Here is a 17,866-nt window from a genome sequence, read left to right as displayed (position 1 = left end):
AATGGTGCGCGCCGCCACTCCCTTCATCAGGATTTTGGACGGCGCCGATGCCGAAGCCTTTCACGCACTGCGCCTGCATGGGTTGCGCAGTGCGCCAGAGGCTTTCGGTTCGAGCTACGAAGAGGAACGCGAACTCGGCATCGAAGACGTCCGCCGGCGCCTCGATGACCAGCCCAATGCTGTCTTTGGTGCATTCGCCGACGATGTCCTTGTCGGCATTGCCGGGTTCGCCATGAACACCAAAAGCAAGCAAAGACACAAGGGGCTGCTGTGGGGCGTCTTCGTCGACAAGGACTGGCGCGGGCATAACCTCGGAAAGCGATTGACGGAGGCAGTCATCGATTATGCTCGGGGTCATGTGGATACGCTGCACGCAACCGTAATGGCCACAAACATATCGGCACGCGCTCTCTATCTGGGGCTTGGCTTCACCGTGTTCGGCTTTGAAAAAGATGCCTTGCGTGTCAACGATCAATCCTATGACGATGAACTATTGCGGTTGGACCTGAGATAAACAGTCGCCTTAACTGCCGTGAACATTCAACTCGGGAAAGAATTTATCCTGACCCGCCCGGTTCCCGAACATCATGTCATATTGCAGCAGCCGGAAATTGTTGATCAGCGGGTCGGTGCCTGGTTTTTCCATCCAGTCAGGATTTGACATGTCGTCTGTAGACAATAGCAGATGGCGGTCTATGATCTTGTAACGGTCGCGGATCGCGCCAAGAAAACCTGTGTAATATGGATGGCTTAACCCAGCAAGCTCAAGCACGTGCAGAGGCAGGAAAGCCGGGCTGACAGTACCGATGCCATGATCCGTTCCCGTTTGATTGGACCAGACGACCAAAGGCGTTTCATGCTGCTTGAGCATCTCGTCGAGCGGCGCGCGCCTGTCTGCAACGCGGCCTTTCATATATCCCGTGGAGATGTAGGCGTCGCCAAGGGGTGGCAGATGATCGCCGAAAAAGACGAGGATCGTCTGGCGTTTGCGCTTTGACGCCCAGTCCATCAGTCTCTTCAAACCACGGTCAGCATCGGCGACACCTTCAGAATAAGTGCGGATGGCTTCGCGCTCGGCAACACCTGTTTCTGTCGCCACGTCAATAGATGGGTCTTTGTAACGATACGGTTCATAAGGGCCGTGACCCTGCAAGGTCACGGTGAAGAAGAAGAACGGGCCTTTGGTCTCGTCCGCTTCCCGAATGACTTCCTCCATCAGGGCCGCATCCGATACCAGCGGTCCTCGCGACGCGAGTTTCGGCAGATTCTCCTCCGATCGGAATGCGTCGAAGCCGAATGCCTGATAGACATTCCGGCGGTTCCAGAACCACTCGTGATAGGGATGGATTGCTTTCGTAGCGTAACCCTTGCTTTTCAGAAAGGTGGCGAGCGAAGGTAGAGGATGGCGGACATATTGCTGATAGGGGATGCTGCCATAGGGCAAAAATGCGTTGGAAAAGCCTGTCAACGCCTCAAATTCCACATTGGCTGTCATCCCGCCGAACTCTGGCGAGAACACCGAGCCAGATTGCCTCGCACGCACCGTCGGGAGCGGATCACGATTGAAATTCACGCCGCGTAACCGTGTCGGATCCCAGAAGGACTCGCTCATCACCATAATGATATCGGGCTTTTCGCGTGACTCCATAGCTGTTGCAGGGACCGATATCGCGGTGATCGCTTCGGAGGAATAGCCTTGAGGAACGGATAGATCGGCCATGGGCAAATTGAGCGCGAAGGCCATCGTAAACCCGTTATGGGCATAGTTCTCCTTCTGATCCCACATGATTGGTTGTACGCGCAGGCGGTCCCTCGCCCAGGAAAAATTGTTGTAATCCATGATCGAAACGAAGAAGACCAGAGCCGGTATGGCGACGGCCAGTCGCCATAGGCGTCCCCTGCCGTTGAGCCTGAAGGCATGTTGGCGCCAAAACCGCCAAGCCAAGACCAGTCCCGCACTTACCAAAATCGCTATTGCGACGATGCCGGCGGCACTCCACGGACGTTCCCTGACGAGCAAGGGCAGAAGATCTACGATCTGGCGAGAATACAGAAAATCGGTGGGGTAAAGCGGGTCTCCGAGATACAGCGCTTTCTGTCTTCCAATCCACGTGAACAGTAATACGCAGGGAGCGACAACCAGCAGTCCATTGTGGGAACGTCCGAGAAGCGCATCGAACGCGATCATCACCAGTGCATAGAAACCGACCGTCGTCCAGGCAGGTCGGTAGAGTTCCTGAAAGAACAGCACCGTTTCCGAAACTGAGCCGCGCGATACCAGTTCAATGGCAAACACCAAGACCGTTGAAAGAACGCAGACAGCGATCACATAACCCGTGTGCCGTAGGTAGATTGCAAATATGGAGGGCTGAGTCGCAGCCGCATCGGCCTGCCAGGCACTCTCTGTCTCAAGTTCGACTTGCTCGATCTGCCTGACCAACGCTATCTCCACAATGCGCGGGCGGTTGTTACAAAACCGTCACTAAAACGTCATATATCAGCTGGCGGTTCCGGGAAAAGTGGGAAAAACAAGGAATTAGCCGAATTCGATCACTTATGCGGCAACAGTGTCACATTGCGCGAACGAGCAAACCCAATGGGTTGCCGCTATAAGTTGAATCAATTTGATAATTCGTTGGACCGGCACCGTCACCCGTCTGTTACATCGAAATGTTAGGCGAGCAGGAATTTCCAACAAAGGGGATTCGATTAGATGCCGTTTGCTCGACAATCCACAAATGCCCCTCTCCCGCGCAGTGAGAAGCTGAACAACGCGGTCCGCCAGAACAGGTTTCTATCGCGGGCGGGGATGTCCGAGCGGCTTTTCGCTCATGTCTTCAAGGGATTGGTCTATCCACAAATCTGGGAAGATCCCGAAGTCGACATGGAGGCGCTGCAGATCCGCCCCGGACATCGCATCGTCACGATCGCATCGGGCGGCTGCAATGCCATGTCCTACCTGACGGCTGACCCTGCCAGCGTCGAGGCCGTAGATTTGAATACTGCCCACGTCGCTTTCAACCGCCTGAAGCTCGCGGCAGTGGCAAACCTGCCCAACTACGATGCGTTCTATCGTTTTTACGGCACGGCCGATGACAAGGCCAATCTTGCTGCCTATGAACGCTTTATTCGCAACCATCTGGACTCCACAAGCCGCGCCTATTGGGAAAAACGTATGTTGTCGGGGCGCCGGCGTATCACGATCTTCTCCCGCGATCTCTATCGCCATGGCTTGCTCGGTCTGTTCATCGGCATGGGACATCGCGTGGCAAAACTTTACGGCATCGATCCGCGCGATATTCTGAAATCCTCGACCATGGAGGAGCAACGCGCCTATTTCGACAGCGCCCTGGCCCCGCTCTTCGACAAGCGCATGATCCGCTGGGCGACGAAGCGAAAATCGTCACTCTTCGGCCTAGGCATTCCACCGCAGCAATATGATGCTCTTGCAACGGCCGGAAACGGCAATATGGCACAGGTCCTGCGCGGCCGTCTTGAAAAGCTCGCTTGTGGCTTCCCGCTTTCGGAAAACTATTTTGCCTGGCAGGCGTTCGGTCGTGGCTATAGCGACAACGCTGAAACGGGCCCGCTGCCTCCGTACCTCTCTCGCAACAACTTTGCCACCGTGCGCGATCGCGCAGGTCGGATGAGCGTTGTAAATGCGTCCCTGACAGAGTTTCTCGCAGCAAAGGCCGTCGCATCCGTCGACCGCTTCATCCTCCTCGATGCACAGGATTGGATGAACGACACCCAGCTCAACGAACTCTGGCACGAAATTACCCGCACCGCCGCACCAGGCGCTCGCGTCATATTCCGGACCGCGGCCGAGCCGACCATCCTGCCGGGTCGTATCGACGATGCTCTGCTCGAACGCTGGTCCTATCAGGATGAAGAGTCACTCGCCCTTCATGCCCGCGATCGCTCGTCAATCTACGGCGGTTTCCACCTCTACACGCTGAAGGATTAGTTCGATGCTCGCCAAGATTGAACATGGTCCGCTGATGGATCGGGTCTACCGGCATCAGCGTCATTTCTATGATGCCACCCGCAAATATTACCTGCTTGGACGCGACCCCATGATCGCTGGCCTCAATCCCCATGGGAAAGGCAGTATTCTTGAAATTGGTTGCGGTACCGGCCGGAATCTTGTTTTGGCTGGCGAAGCCTATCCCAACACTTCGCTCTATGGCATTGATATCTCGAATGAAATGCTCGCGACAGCAACCAAGAAAATAGCCGCAGCGGGACTGGACGAACGCGCGCACCTCGCTTACGCCGATGCTGCGGATTTCGATCCGGACGCGCTTTTCGGACGGCGTGAATTCGACCGGATCTTCATCTCCTATGCGGTTTCGATGATTCCGCAATGGCAAGAGGTGATCCGCGAGGCTGTGAGCCATCTGACGCCTGGCGGCGCATTGCATATCGTGGATTTTGGTGACCTGAAGGACCTGCCCGGTTTCACCAGGACTGCCCTGTATAAATGGCTGGAATGGTATCACGTCACGCCGCGCAACAACCTGTTCGATGTAGCTGACACGATCGCTGCGCAAACCGGATGTACAAGCGAAGCGCGGCGGCTCTATCGTGGCTTTGCCTGGATTTCAGTTATTCGCCGCAAGAAATAGACCCTATTTGCACAGATCGCTCTTGGAGCCTTCTGAGTTCGGACCCGCGAGGCAATAGAGCATCGACATCTCCGCAGCCGTCCGGGTGTTTTGCGGATTTGTCTCTTGGGCATCGCCACTCGTGGTCTTGTTCAACTCGCAATCGGCGCGAAGCAGGCACATAACGGGGATCCGGGCCATGGCAACGGCGGCCCTTTGCATGCCTTGCGGCCCGGCGAAGTCTCCGGCATTTCGCACGCGATACCACTGATGGACGCGCGAAATCCGGAAGAATGCGCGCGGGTTGGACAGGATCGCCAATCTCGACGGAAGGGTATTGTCGGAAAAAAGATCAACGACCTGGCCATCATACGGCTCCGCCAGACGGCGGTTGTTGGATATGAAGGTCGAATTGAAGACGATAGCGGCGGTACATGGAAACGCAGCTGCCATGTGACGGGCGAGCCCGCCCCCGAGGCCATGTCCGACCATTATATACTCAACCGGCAGGCCGGCCGCGTTCTGCTGGGCTTCCCTGCGAACTTTGGCGAACTCCTTGCGCGCGGTGCGATATTGATCCCAGGGATTGATCATCTGGGTAAAATAGGTGTTTTCGCTGATGAGATCGTTGAGGCTTGTTGAATTGTCTTTGCCCCGGAACACCATCATCACCGACAGGCGATCAGCCGCGCGACGATAATACACTTCGGCGTCGAAGCCACCTGGCCTTACGATCGGTTCGCCTTGCGGAGCCCAGCCGAAATAGTCGGGCTGCAGTTTGAAGCGCTCGCGTGGGATCGGTTGATAAACATTCGACGCATAGGCAGCATAAATGCCGAAATAATCGGAGATCAGTTCATTGTCATAGTCGGGATAGCCGCGGTAGTTTCGCCAGAAACTCGGGATTGCAGGGCGGATACAGCTTCCGGTCTGGCCGACGGAAACACCCAAATCATTGCGATCGATCGTTACCCAGGAACTCAAAAAGGCGTTTGCGAACGCGACGAAGCCGACGAGCAAAACCAGCAAGCCAAGTCTTCTGATCATTTCTTGCCCCCAAATGGCAAATGCTGCAACCAATACGTCTCAAACATAGGTTGCAACGAGTAACACGCGCCAAGAATTCGTGCAGCTAGGAAAATGGGGGCATGATCTGGGCCGTTGGAACCGCGCCGAGCGCACTTTTGGCCGTCGTGCTATTGCGAAGTGCCTGTACCCATTGACGCCGCTGCCCAATCTGCGTCTCAGAGGCCCGCAGGTGCTCCGCTAGCACAAATCTCAACGACGGGATGTTTGCAATGGCCACCGCTGTTGTCGGTCGTTTATTGCATGTCGTGCCCGAATGGGAGAATCTGCGCGCGGTCAGTTCTCGTTCATCGCAGCATTATTGCGTCGGACCTAGATTGATTGAACCGCGCCCGACTTATGCCGCACCGTAATCAGACCAAAGTCTGATTACGGTGCGGCCTATGTTTGATATGGAGGGATTTGGACGACAGGCGAGCACTTTTGCGCTTTCTGCCACGTGCCAAATAGCAGCAGCCACAATTGTTGCGCCGAACGAAGCTTTGGTACGTCCGCCGATCGAGGTGATCACGCCCGAGAGAGCTTATTTGTTGGGTCAATGAGGGAGGCCACTCGGCAAGAACCGTCGCTGATTGGAGGGTTGGCGCGGTCCAGGAGCTTGCCCGCATAGCTGAACGCTGAAGGATCCGGATGTCGAATGTGCGTTATCGGCAGTTGGACGGTCTGAGAGCCGTTGCCGTCGCCATGGTATTGTATGCGCATTTTTTCGCTGCCGATGGCTCTTATTGGGGCCACGTCGGAGTGCGCCTGTTCTTCGTGCTGAGCGGGTTCCTGATTACGCGGCTTCTCCTGGAGGCGCGCTCCGCCGCGGAATTCGAACCCGTTGCGGCACTCAAGTCGTTTTACATTCGCCGGGCATTGCGCATTTTCCCCCCATATTTTGGCATGTTGGGCTTCGTCTGGCTGGCTGGGCTAGAGGAATCCAAACTGGTCCTGGCCTGGCACGCGTTTTACCTTTCGAACTTCTGGTATGCCCTTCGCGATGCGTGGACGCCGTGGATCTTGTGTCATACTTGGAGTTTGAGCATCGAAGAGCAATTCTACGTCATCTGGCCGTTAATTATTCTGTTGGCATCGCGCCGTTCGATTGAACGGATTTGTATTGGCGTCATCCTCTTTTCGTTAGCATTTCGCTTATACTGGCCTGTTACGGGAACGCCCTCTCTTGCGCGTGATCTGCTACCTCCGGCATCGATGGACGCACTGGCATCCGGTGCATTGTTCGCTGCCTGGCGATCGAGGACTGCGCTCCTGCCGCGATGGATGTTGATGAGCTGGGTGCCGCTCGCCGCCACCTTCCTCATTCTGTTGTGGCTCAGACCGACGCCGCTGCCCATGACGCTGGATTGGGCACGCTGGATCGGGCTGGAGATCCTTCCTCTCGTTCCGCTCGTGATGATTGTTGGCTACTGTTCGGCAGGATTGGGCGGTTATCTGGGTCGGCTCGTTGAATGCCCGCCACTGACTGCCCTTGGTCGCATCAGCTACGGCGTTTATCTTTTCCACGCGATCGTTCTTGCTTTTGTCGTCAAAGCTCAGCCCTGGATACCCATCAATGTCTCGGAGCAAGGATTCGGCCGGCTCCTCATTGCAGGTGCCGGCACACTGGTGCTCGCCTCGATCTCGTGGCTGGTCCTGGAAAAGCGGATCAACGCGCTAAAAGATTTCTTCCCTTACGTCGTTCCAAAAGAGCGCAGCACCGCTCAAGCGCTACACGGGACGAAAGCCCCGGGGATTCCCGCCTATCCTCACCGTGCAATCGATGACAGCGACGCTCTCCCAAACCCTCAATCGTCAACGAACTGATCCCAGGTGAACCATGCCCACTCCACTGGTCTCCGTCCTGCTGCCCGTCTACAACGGCGAACCATACCTCGCCGCGGCGCTCGCCAGCATTCTGCGTCAGGACCATAAGCATCTGGAGGTCATCGCGATCGATGATGGCTCGACTGATGGCTCCTTGCAAATTCTGCAGCGATACCAGAAGGCCGACGGTCGTATATCCATCGTCTCACGAGAGAACCGTGGCCTCATCGCGACCTTGAACGAGGGTCTGGTTCTGGCCAAGGGCGAGCTTGTCGCCAGGATGGATGCAGATGACGTCTGCTACGCGGCTCGCTTGTCGCGCCAAGTCTCGGTATTTAAGGAACAACCGCACCTCGCAATCTGCGGGACGGGTATCGACACACTCATCGGCGACCGTCTTGTGCGGGGCACGCTTGATCCGCTCTACCTGTGGGCAAGTTTAGGGATATTATCGAAGTTCTTTACGATCTTCATGCACTCGACCGTGGTCTACAACAGAAAAGTCATCCCGGATGAGATGCTTTTCTATGACCCACGTTACGTCCACGCAGAAGATTTCGATCTTTTCAGACGGATTACAGATCGCTTTTCAGCGGCAATGATCGGTGAGAGTTTGGTCGCCTACCGTATCCACGGCGAAAGCGTCACAAACAAGCACAAGCGACAGATGCGCAAGACGCATCTGAAAATCGTTGCTGAGAACCTCGAGCGAGAAGGTCTGGTCGACAATCCTGACGTCTTCGACGACATCGCCGACGCCGTGACGACGAACAGTGTTCAGCGGGTTGCGGAATGTATCCTGGGGCTCGAAGAGAATATCTCGACACAGCCCGAGGCGATACGGCCGAGCTATGAAGAAGGCGCTTTGAACCTTTTTTACTTTCTCTATCAGCTCATCAGTGATGAACAGCGACCGGAATTAACGCATGAGTTCTTAACCCGCACGGAAAAGTGGGGGCTCATTCGGCGCCGCGAACGATACAGTCTCCGCCCCGGTGCTTACATGCCGTGGTTCAGTGGCATTTCCATTGCGGCCAACAGGCAGGTCGACGCGTTATCCCGGTACTTGCAGTCCGTGCCCGCCGCGACCGTCCTTCCCCATTTTGAACTAATCGGCTGAGCTAGAATGGATACAGAACTCCACCAGGCCGCCCAACACAGTTTCAAGACGGCGCGTGCCCTGTCAACAATTGCTCCGTCGGAGTCAGAAAACCCGGTGCATGCAAGTTTCATTGTGTGTACGCGAAACCGCGCTGCGGCTCTTGCGGCCTGCATTCGATCGATTGAGGCAGCGTGCCGGTTCCATGCTGCCTTCACGAGCGAACTCGTCGTTGTCGACAACGGCTCGACTGATAATACGCCAAAATACGTGACCGGCGTGGCCGCTACCTCGGATATTGTGATCACACTGCTTGTGGAAGCGCGTCCGGGCTTAGCCGCCGCACGCAATCTCGGGCTACAGCACGCTCGGGGCAGCATTGTCATTTTCATCGACGACGATTGCGAAGTTCACCATGGCTATCTCCGTGACCTGGAGCGTCATTATGCGACCGGTGAGCAGTTGGTCATCCGCGGCGGCCGAGTTGAGCTCGGCAACCCCAATGATTTACCATTCACGATCAAACGATCGCCGACACGCGCGCGGCTTACCCGCGACGTCCATCCCGGTGGCTTCGTGGTGGGCTGCAACATGACGATGCATCGCAAGGTCGCTGCTCGTGTCGGCCAATTCGACGAACTGCTTGGCGCGGGCGCCCCGCTGCGAGCCGCAGAGGACACCGACTACCTGATACGTGCATTTCGGCACAGCATACCAGTCGAGTATGTGCCCGACATGACCGTCTTCCACCACCACGGACGAAGTGCGCGCCAAGATGTGGAGAAACTTCACCGAAATTACAGCCTGGGCAATGGGGGGCTTTACGTGAAGCATATCCGATGCGCTCCTTGGCTGCTTCGCCATTTCTTTTGGTCCGTGAGATCGGCTTGCAGGGAGCTTTTCGGCGGCCCTCGATTCGATCCTGAGCTGCACCTGTCGCACTGGCCAATTGTATTCATGAATTTGCTGGGCGCTGTCGCGTTCGTGGGTCTTCTTTTAACAAAACGGCGGCGTCGCCGAGAGGTGCGTCAAGACAAACAGACAGCTCTTCAGCTAAGGTGACATCATGTTGCAATTCGTATTGCCAAGCACGCAGATGCTCCGAGACGCGCTGGGGCGCCAATTGCCCCTGCTTTCCGCTGTGGTCATCCTCGGCCTGAGCAGCGCTGCGCTTGAAGGCGCCGGTATCGGCCTCGTCATCCCCATGCTGAGCATCATTGCCGGTCATGAGAATGACGCGGGAATGGGCGGCCTCTCTGCTGTCTTCCAACAAGTCGGATCGGGATTGGATGATGGAGAACGACTCGTTGTAATCGCGGTCATTGTCCTCGCCTTGATCACGCTGAAGAACGTTTTGGCATTCTCAAACACCGTGCTCACGACATACATCTACGGTAAAGCCAGCCACTCCATTCGAAGCGCGCTCTCACAGCAACTCCTGAGCATAGGATACCCGTTCTTCCTGCAACAGAGCCCGGGGCGATTGCTGAATATCATCTCCAATGAGTCGTGGCGGGCTTCGGATGCCATCCAGACCGTCCTCGCGTCGATTGTGAGCGCGTCGGCCGCGATCATTCTATTGGGGTTCCTTCTGCTTCTGTCCTGGCCGATGACACTGTTCGTGGCGCTGGGTTTGGCGCTGGTCCAACTGGCGCACGCCATTCTTTCGGCCAGTTTGAAAGACCCGAGCCGTAGTGTCACCTCGCTCAATAGCGAACTTGCATCAAGAATGCTCCACCTCGTACATGCCGGCCGGCTGATCCGTATCTTTGGGCAGGAGCGGCGTGAAAAGGCGGTTTTCGACAAAGCATCCGACGCCGTTCGCCGGGCTGGCTTTGTCCTCCAAACCCGGCAGGGGGCACTACCGCCGCTGACCGAGGTCCTGCATGCGATGCTGTTCTTGGCAGTGGTCGTGGTTGCCTGGTTCGTGAACGTGAGTTTTCCGGTTATCGTCGCATTCATCGTCCTGCTCTACCGGCTGCAGCCGCATATGCGTGCCCTGCAATTGTCGTGGAGTCAGATCCAGGGTTGGAGCGGGTCACTGGAAGAAGTGAGATGGTTGCTGGATTCGTCGGACAAGCCGAAGCCTCCAGCAGGCGCGCAGCCGGCCCAAGGCTTGCGTCAACGGATGCAGTTCGACGGCGTGACCTTTAAATACCCTGGTTCAGGTTCCCGCGCCGCGGTGTTGCATTCCGCGACATTCGAAATCCGCAGCGGCTGCTCGACAGCAATCATCGGTCGATCAGGTGCCGGCAAAACCACTGTAGTGAACCTTCTCTGCAGATTTGTGGATCCGGATGAGGGGGATATCATCGTTGATGGCGTGCCCTTGAGCCAGATCGACCCGATCCAATGGCGAAGCCAGATTGCATTGGCCAGCCAGGATCTGGAACTTGTGGATGGCACGATTTTGGAGAACATCACCTACGGGCAAGACCTAGCGACAGCCGCCGAAGCGGAGGGCGCTGCAAAATTGGCCGAGGCACACGAGTTTATAGAAAACCTGCCTTATGGATATCAAACGATCGTTGGCTACAGGGGTGTCAATCTGTCGGCCGGACAGCGGCAACGCATTGCACTGGCAAGAGCAATGGTGCGCGATCCCGACATCCTGATTCTGGACGAAGCCACAAACGCTGTGGATGGTCTCTCGGAAGCGGCGATCGTCGAGACGCTTAAATCGAGGGCAGGACGGCGTACAACGATCGTGATCAGTCATCATCGGAGCACGATTGCATTTTGCGATGATGTTGTGATCCTCAGTGGCGGTCACGTGAAGAGCCAGGCTCGATTTGCCGAAGTAGCCTCATTGAGTATGGACCAACTCTACGAGCACAAAAACGCCTGACGAACTCAACGCACTGTCTTTTTCTTTGGCGGAATCGTTTCCCTTTGCGGTGCGCGCTGACACTCGATTCTATCCGGCCCACCAAGCTGTTTTAATACGATCCGCGAGACGCACATACGGCGGGAATGGTCTTGAGAATGATTATGATATCCTTCTGAAAGGACCAGTTTTCAACGTAATGCTTATCGAAAGCTATCCGTTCGTCATAATTGACATCATTGCGTCCGCTGATTTGCCACGCGCCAGTCAGGCCCGGGCGCGATTTGAAATAGTAGGTTGCGGCGGAACCATAGAGCTCGATCTCATCCCTCACTACAGGACGCGGCCCCACCAGACTCATCTCGCCGCGAAGAATGTTTACCAGTTGAGGTAATTCGTCGAGGCTCAATTTCCGCAACACGATGCCGAGTGTGGTGACGCGTGGATCGACCTGCAGCTTTCGCGCCGCCAACCATTCTGCGTGTGCCTCCGGATTTGCAGCGAAATGGGCTTCAAGGACGGCATCACCGTCTGTAACCATGGTACGAAATTTGAGGCAATAGAACGCATTCCCGCCACGCCCGACGCGGCGATGGCCATAGAGAACAGGTCCACCATCAGACAACTTAACCAGACAGGAGAGCAGTATAAACAGCGGGCTGAGCAGGATGAGGGCAAGGATCGCAGCGAGCACATCGAACGATCGTTTCAAGAGCCCTCCAATTGGAAGTTTTTCAAGTTCTTCGGATTCTCGAATTGTTTTCGTCGTCACAAGAAGTCCTTTCGAGTGGTTCTCAAGAAGCTGGCTCGTTTCGTGTTTTGGATGGCTAAACCAACTCTTCATAGGCGCGGCAATTCCCCACGCCAACCCAGGACTGGCGACTTCGTTCCTCCGTTGGGCTTCAGCCCTAGGAAGCGTCGGACTTATGCCAAGCCCGAGATCAGACCAAAGTCTGATTGCTGTTCAGCAATAAAGAGGCTCGGCTCGATGGACCCTAAGGGCGGTCGCGTTCCTCTCGGACTTCAGACCAGCGAAGGATGAGTCTTATGACAATCGATGATCGGACCAAAGTCGGAATACCGCGAGGCGATCGTTTGGTATGGAAGGTATGTTGACACGCGAACGCGACATGCCAAATTCGGGGAAGCCCTCTTGAGGCCCGCCACTTCTGTGACTGCAGTTGCTTTGAGCCGCAACAGAGACCAAACCTTCCCTTTGTCTTGCGTTCTGTTATGAGGACAGAACTTCTAGGAGGCACTATGCATACCCGTTTTGGACTGGCTCGCGTCCTTTGTAGCGCTTTCGTAGCGGCGGCATTGGTGGCAACGCCCTTTGAAATCACCTTTGATGGTCAATCTCTGAGTTTGCACGCACAAGCGGCGTGGGCAAAAGATGGAGGCAATGGCGGCGGCAAGGGTGGCGGTAATGGAGGCGGCAAGGGCGGAGGCAATAGCAACGGCGGCGACAGTGGAAATAGCGGCGGGGGAAACGGGAAGGGTAACAACGGCAAGGACGGGAAAAACGACAATGCGGGCCAGAGCGGCGATGAAAAGGGCACTACAGTCAATCAATCCAAACCCGCTACCCGCGAAAACGTGGAAGTTGATGACTCTTCGATTGAAGTTCGTCACAAGAATGGAATGAGCGAAAGGATTGAGGCCGGGCGCTACACAATGAAGGACGCGAGGGGGCGCACCATCATTAACCGCACAGCAACAATTTCTGATCAATCGAGATTACAGTCGTTCGCCCGCTGATCGTTTTGCACGCTGAGTGCGCCATGCAATGACCAATTATCCCAAGCGGATATCGTGACCAGCGTCACGCAGGGCCATCGCGGCTTCCGTCCTGTTTGTGACGTTTAGTTTCGCAAATATGCGTCCCATATGGTGCTTCACAGTTTTTTCGTGAATGTCGAGCTTCAGCGCAATCCGCTTGTTGCTCAAACCGGCCGCGGCAAGATCCAGGACCTCATACTCGCGACTGGAGAGTTCGGAGATCAGATCAGTCTTATTGGACGCATTGGAGATGGATGACAGATCCGATAGCATCCGGGCCGATAGGGCCGGAGAAACGTAACCCTCGCCAGAGGCGACAGCTCGGATTATTTCGGCCAGCGCCCGTGAGCCGACGCCTTTGAGGACATATGCTTTCGCGCCGCTGTTCAGAGCCTTCGTCACATCGTCACTCCTCTCTGACACAGTCAGCATGATGATCTTTTGGTCGGGGAAATGGTCGAGGATCGGAGAGATCGCGTCTAGACCACCGCCGGGCATAGAGATGTCCATTAGAATAACGTCCGGGCGGTGATCATGGGCAATCCGGATCGCGTCCTCCTTCGTGCAGCCTTCTCCAACGATCTGGAAGCCGTTGATTTCACCGAGGCTGCGCCTGACCCCCTCCCTGAATAACGGATGATCGTCGATCACTGCAATACTTAGTCCAGTCATTACGCCTGCTCCAGTCCGTCCAAATTCAGTGACATCCGTACCCTAGTCCCCCGTGACGAAGACTCTATTGTAAAATGGCCCCCAAGACTTTCCACTCGATCTCTTAGCCCGGCAAGTCCGATACCGGTACGACCGACAGTGGCTGGATCGAATCCCGGCCCGCTGTCAGAGACCTCGACTACAACGCGTTCGCCTCGCAAAGTTTCCACAACCCGTTGTTCAATGCCTCCGCCATGCTGGAATCCATTATTCAAAGCTTCTTGTATAAAGCGATAAATGCAAATTTTTGCCGAAGGTTCGAGCTGCGCCGGGGTGCCTGACATCGATAAATCAACGCTCGACCCGGTACGATACTCGTGGGCTTTAACCGCCCGCTGGATGATTTCCGGCAAATCGGCCGCCTCTATATGTGGCAGCACAAGGCCGTCGCAGATGTTCCTGATTTCACGCATTGCCTCGTCCAGGCTTTCCTTTATCGCCATCACTTCGCCCTCACGCGTTGCTTCCGAGACAGCAGGATTAACCAGGACATCGCTGTCCAACCTAAGCGCAGCGAACGCCATGAGTTGTGCGGGGCCGTCATGAATATCCGCCCCTATGCGCCTGAGATAGCTTTCGTTCAGTGCCGCAGCGCGTTGAGAGGCACGTTGGACGCGCGCATGCAACGTCTTGTTCTGCAGGAGCAGGTCGGAAAGTTCGCTCACCCGTTGCTTTAGGTCCCGACGTTGGTCGTCGATGGTCTTGCTTCCACGAAACACGATAACTGACAAGACCAGAAAAAAAGCCAGTGTAAAGAAGGCGACAGCAAGCCAGCTGCGCAGGCGCGCCTGATCCAAACTGTGCTGAAATTCGTCAGCTATCTCATAAAATTCCGATACGGCGACCACTTTGCCCGACCAAGGTTGGAGGACCGGATTATAAATCTCCAGAAGTGGCTTGCCGCTCGCCCGCTCAGCTTCGCTTTCCACATCGTCAACGTTGTTAAAATTAGCGACCATCTTGCCAGCAAACGCTGTCTTCAGGTCATCGCTGACGGCAAAGCGCTTGCCCATAAGCTTCTTGTCGTTGGAATAGAGAACCAGTCCGTCGCTTCGCCAGAGCCTGAAAGACATTAGCCTGCTAGCCAACGCCCCCTGTCCCAACGTCTCATCCAACGCATGCGTAACCGTCTCGTCGAGCATCTGATTGGTTTGCATGTCGGGAAGAATGGGCGCGATAACGCTGTCCACGTACAAAGCGGTCGCCGCCGCCGAATTACGAGTGACGGCAGCTTCAATCAGACCCGCCACAAAAGCGCCAATCAAAATCATCGCGCCCACCGAGACTAACCCTCCAATGAGCAGAAACTGCCTCGCAAGAGACTGGGAATTCCAGCGGGTCAGCAGATTCATGGCTGTGTACGGTGCGTTGGTCCAAAGCCATTTGATCGAGGCAATATTCGAACGTTACGTAGGCACCGATACCCCGATGCTTTCATTGTTTATCTCCATTCTGGGTGCCTGTGCGGTCGTAGCACTTGGTCTGCCCAAAGCGGTCGCGAGCCACCGTTTTTCGTTTCTACGGTGATATGTTGCCGTGGTCACCGTTACCGCAATGTCTGTCATCGTGCAATTATGCACGAGCCAGGAGACCCGGCGCAATGTCTACCCCCAAGAAACTTCCTCACGCAATCAAAACTTGAATCCAGATTCATCCCGATGTTCGGCTACTCCGCGACTTCTGAAGATTTGGAATTCCTCCCAACATGACGCCGTGTTAGCTGCCCGTGAAAACAGCGACCCGAAGGCCGCTGTTGAAAGATTACCGCAGATATAGGTTCAATAAGATCTTATTGGCGCGCATCCAGCAATGCATCAATGCGATCGACCTGCGCTGGGGTGAGCGTGCGGCCAAAGGCCGTTTCAAGCTGTGCAACCGCATCGTCAAGCGCCTGCTCCTGTAGCGCAGGGTCAGTCAGCGCCAATGCCTCCTCCCGGCTGCGCTCGTAGGTTGCAATCTTGCCTACGGAAGAGTTCGGTGCGGCCCGTTCCCTTGCCCGTGCAGATGCATGCGCAGCGTTCAGCGGACCCAATCCAGTTTTGTCGTCGTCAGTGTCCAGAGATGATTTCTCGACTTTGGCTTTGTCGTGGGCATTTACAGAATTGCCGCGGTCGGACGACTTGCCATGGCTTCCACCGTTGTTCCCGTTTCCACCGCCATTGCCGTTCCCACCACCATTGCCGCCGCCGTTTTTGGCAAGGGCCGAACCTACGGGATTGAACTGATCGGTGGTTGCACATATTGCGCCGGCAAAAAACAAACCAAGACACGCTGCTGCGACGAGACCAACTTTAAATTGAACCATTATCCACCTCCTCAATAAATTACATGCCGACAGAGCCGGACCAACAGTCCAAAGATAGGCCTCTTCGGGGAAAGAGAAATCGGACTAAAGACCTACCCGTAAAAATCAATGGGCCTAACGCGTATATGCTCATTAACCTCGCCGTTGGCAGCATAGCAGGCAGAGCTCACTGAATAGAGCGAGCCGGCTGATACGCTGCAAAGGTGGTGTCCGATGAAATGAGTTAGCCTTTGAGGAGAAAGATATCATGCCAATTCCGCGACCACACTATTCTAGAAATCATCCCGGGCGCTTTGATGCATGTCAGTTGGTGATTGAGGACAAACTGATAGAACTTATTGGCCAAGCCTCGGATGTGGCGGGCACAGAGACGAAATACTGTCGGCCATTATCGAGATTGCCGACAATCTGTCCTTGACGCGGCGCAGCGCTTCCAAGGCCGTTGGCGTGATTTCGGGTATGTCGTTGCCGTACGGAGCGATGTACTCCATGTACTCCGCAACGTGATGTAAAGATGCGGAATCGACATAAACTGAAGCAGGAAGCTTTGACCCGCTCCTCTTCTCCCTTCAGACGGACGCCGCTACTTCTTCTGAGCGGCTTGACAAGCGCGCAATGCCTTGAACGCAGCGTCGGTACCGGTGAGGTCAACCACTAATTCATTGCGCCCTTTCGCGGTGATCGTCAGTTTCTTCTTCTTGGCAAGGCCATAGATAAAATCAAGGTCGTTGAAAGGAACGGTTGCACCGTCGAATCCTTCAATCTCCTGGCCGGTAGCCACGCCCGTGAACTTTTCACCATCGACGTCGAATACTACCGAGAGCTTTTCACCTGCGGTAATCTTTTCAGGTTTTTTGGAGTAAAGCGCCAGATAGCCGCGCAGATCTGCGGTTGCATCGATACCGATCTCCACCTGTGCGCCATCGTCGGGGTTCTGCCGGGCGATAAGGCAGCCGGGGCCCGTCTTCTCATTAACAAATATGTCCCAACCGGCCGCCTTGCCATATTTCTTGAACATATCCTGGGCCTCACATGGAACGGTAAGGACAGCAACTGCCAGGGCAGTCCGAACTAATAAATGCATGATCTCCTCCTATGTTCTGCTTTCAATGAAAAAAAACGGCGATGTGTTCGACGCATCAAAATCTCTAAGATGTAGGTACGTCACAAGAATTCAATCGCCGAGAGCGTTCTTCCCGACATCAGGACCAAGAACCAACGGAACCCGAGCTTGTGGGCAACGGTACCGTTTGATTTGATCGTGAGTATTTTATTTTCGGCCAGTGAAATCCTACGGTGGGCAATTAACAAGTACGTAACTGTAACGATGCGGGAAGTGGTGGGTTCGCACGGCCTCTCAAGAGTCCGCCGAACTAGTCGCGCCGCTCGGCCAGCTGGCAGCGACCATTACGTGCAGAATGCAACCATAACCCGACGCCAGATCTTCATCGAGATGATCGCAGGCCCGCTCCCCTTGAGGCCCGGCCACTCTCCAGAGGCGCCCTGCCCACGGTTGGGCCTCTCTTTCAGCATAGGACCGGAAGCGTCGAGCCCGCGGGAACTTCAAGCACGCCGGACAGTTTAGCTTCATCGGAGAGTTTCGCCGATTCTCCGAGGAGGCTCGGAGGCAAGCCGGCCACGCACTT

15 protein-coding genes are annotated in these 17,866 nt (G+C 55.5%); 8 read left to right on the top strand and 7 right to left on the bottom strand.

The window, feature by feature from the left end:
• Position 1: 1 nt before the first annotated feature.
• Complete coding sequence (locus FHS21_RS17010) at positions 2–514, top strand: GNAT family N-acetyltransferase (RefSeq protein ID WP_112530162.1); 513 nt, start codon at positions 2–4, stop codon at positions 512–514.
• 9 nt (positions 515–523) lie between these two features.
• Here FHS21_RS17010 and FHS21_RS17005 read toward each other — a convergent pair whose 3' ends face one another.
• Positions 524–2,440, bottom strand: a complete 1,917-nt coding sequence (locus FHS21_RS17005) for an LTA synthase family protein (RefSeq protein WP_183663273.1) — start codon at positions 2,438–2,440, stop codon at positions 524–526.
• 273 nt (positions 2,441–2,713) lie between these two features.
• Here FHS21_RS17005 and FHS21_RS17000 point away from each other — a divergent pair, with 273 nt between their 5' ends.
• Together FHS21_RS17000 and FHS21_RS16995 are read left to right on the top strand one after the other, a co-directional pair.
• Positions 2,714–3,967 carry a BtaA family protein gene (locus FHS21_RS17000; protein WP_183663271.1) on the top strand — a complete coding sequence of 418 codons (1,254 nt, stop codon included), beginning with the start codon at positions 2,714–2,716 and terminating at the stop codon, positions 3,965–3,967.
• 4 nt (positions 3,968–3,971) lie between these two features.
• Complete coding sequence (locus tag FHS21_RS16995; protein ID WP_112530168.1) at positions 3,972–4,628, top strand: class I SAM-dependent methyltransferase; 657 nt, start codon at positions 3,972–3,974, stop codon at positions 4,626–4,628.
• A 3-nt stretch (positions 4,629–4,631) separates the two neighbouring features.
• Here the strand turns inward: FHS21_RS16995 and FHS21_RS16990 are convergent, their stop codons facing one another.
• Positions 4,632–5,654: a Tle-like phospholipase domain-containing protein gene (locus FHS21_RS16990; protein ID WP_158482269.1), complete on the bottom strand. Its 1,023-nt coding sequence runs from the start codon at positions 5,652–5,654 to the stop codon at positions 4,632–4,634.
• Between the two features lie 669 nt (positions 5,655–6,323).
• On the opposite strand from FHS21_RS16990, the gene FHS21_RS16985 reads away from it, so the two are divergent.
• From FHS21_RS16985 to FHS21_RS16970, 4 genes are read left to right on the top strand one after another with little or no spacing between them, the layout of a single operon-like run.
• The gene (locus FHS21_RS16985; RefSeq protein WP_112551053.1) at positions 6,324–7,499 is read left to right on the top strand and encodes an acyltransferase family protein; all 1,176 of its coding nucleotides are present in this window, start codon (positions 6,324–6,326) and stop codon (positions 7,497–7,499) included.
• Positions 7,500–7,512: 13 nt separating this feature from the next.
• Entirely contained in the window at positions 7,513–8,619 is a 1,107-nt protein-coding gene (locus FHS21_RS16980) for a glycosyltransferase family 2 protein (protein ID WP_112551054.1), read from the top strand.
• 6 nt (positions 8,620–8,625) lie between these two features.
• The gene (locus FHS21_RS16975; protein WP_112530175.1) at positions 8,626–9,660 is read left to right on the top strand and encodes a glycosyltransferase family 2 protein; all 1,035 of its coding nucleotides are present in this window, start codon (positions 8,626–8,628) and stop codon (positions 9,658–9,660) included.
• Positions 9,661–9,664: 4 nt separating this feature from the next.
• Complete coding sequence (locus FHS21_RS16970) at positions 9,665–11,446, top strand: ABC transporter ATP-binding protein (protein WP_112530177.1); 1,782 nt, start codon at positions 9,665–9,667, stop codon at positions 11,444–11,446.
• A 91-nt stretch (positions 11,447–11,537) separates the two neighbouring features.
• Here the strand turns inward: FHS21_RS16970 and FHS21_RS16965 are convergent, their stop codons facing one another.
• Positions 11,538–12,197 carry a sugar transferase gene (locus tag FHS21_RS16965; protein ID WP_312879893.1) on the bottom strand — a complete coding sequence of 220 codons (660 nt, stop codon included), beginning with the start codon at positions 12,195–12,197 and terminating at the stop codon, positions 11,538–11,540.
• Positions 12,198–12,745: 548 nt separating this feature from the next.
• Here FHS21_RS16965 and FHS21_RS16960 point away from each other — a divergent pair.
• Complete coding sequence (locus tag FHS21_RS16960; protein WP_162701928.1) at positions 12,746–13,183, top strand: hypothetical protein; 438 nt, start codon at positions 12,746–12,748, stop codon at positions 13,181–13,183.
• Between the two features lie 36 nt (positions 13,184–13,219).
• Here FHS21_RS16960 and FHS21_RS16955 read toward each other — a convergent pair whose 3' ends face one another.
• The 4 genes from FHS21_RS16955 to FHS21_RS16940 all read right to left on the bottom strand — a co-directional run bounded on the left by FHS21_RS16955 (position 13,220) and on the right by FHS21_RS16940 (position 17,304).
• A complete protein-coding gene (locus FHS21_RS16955; protein ID WP_112530181.1) occupies positions 13,220–13,876 on the bottom strand; it encodes a response regulator in 657 nt (218 codons plus the stop codon).
• Positions 13,876–15,267 (bottom strand): sensor histidine kinase, encoded by a 1,392-nt coding sequence (locus FHS21_RS16950; RefSeq protein ID WP_112551055.1) that lies wholly within the window; start codon positions 15,265–15,267, stop codon positions 13,876–13,878. Before FHS21_RS16950 ends, FHS21_RS16955 begins: the two co-directional genes overlap by 1 nt.
• Positions 15,268–15,704: 437 nt before the next feature.
• Positions 15,705–16,220 carry a Holotricin-3 precursor gene (locus FHS21_RS16945; protein ID WP_112551056.1) on the bottom strand — a complete coding sequence of 172 codons (516 nt, stop codon included), beginning with the start codon at positions 16,218–16,220 and terminating at the stop codon, positions 15,705–15,707.
• Positions 16,221–16,803: 583 nt separating this feature from the next.
• Positions 16,804–17,304 (bottom strand): hypothetical protein, encoded by a 501-nt coding sequence (locus tag FHS21_RS16940; RefSeq protein WP_112530187.1) that lies wholly within the window; start codon positions 17,302–17,304, stop codon positions 16,804–16,806.
• Between the last annotated feature and the right edge of the window lie 562 nt (positions 17,305–17,866).

The sequence above is a fragment of the Phyllobacterium trifolii genome (assembly GCF_014192095.1).
In the GTDB taxonomy this organism is placed as follows: domain Bacteria; phylum Pseudomonadota; class Alphaproteobacteria; order Rhizobiales; family Rhizobiaceae; genus Phyllobacterium; species Phyllobacterium trifolii.
The sequence above is the reverse complement of the archived record's forward strand: the minus strand, read 5'-3'. Positions and strand labels throughout refer to the sequence as shown.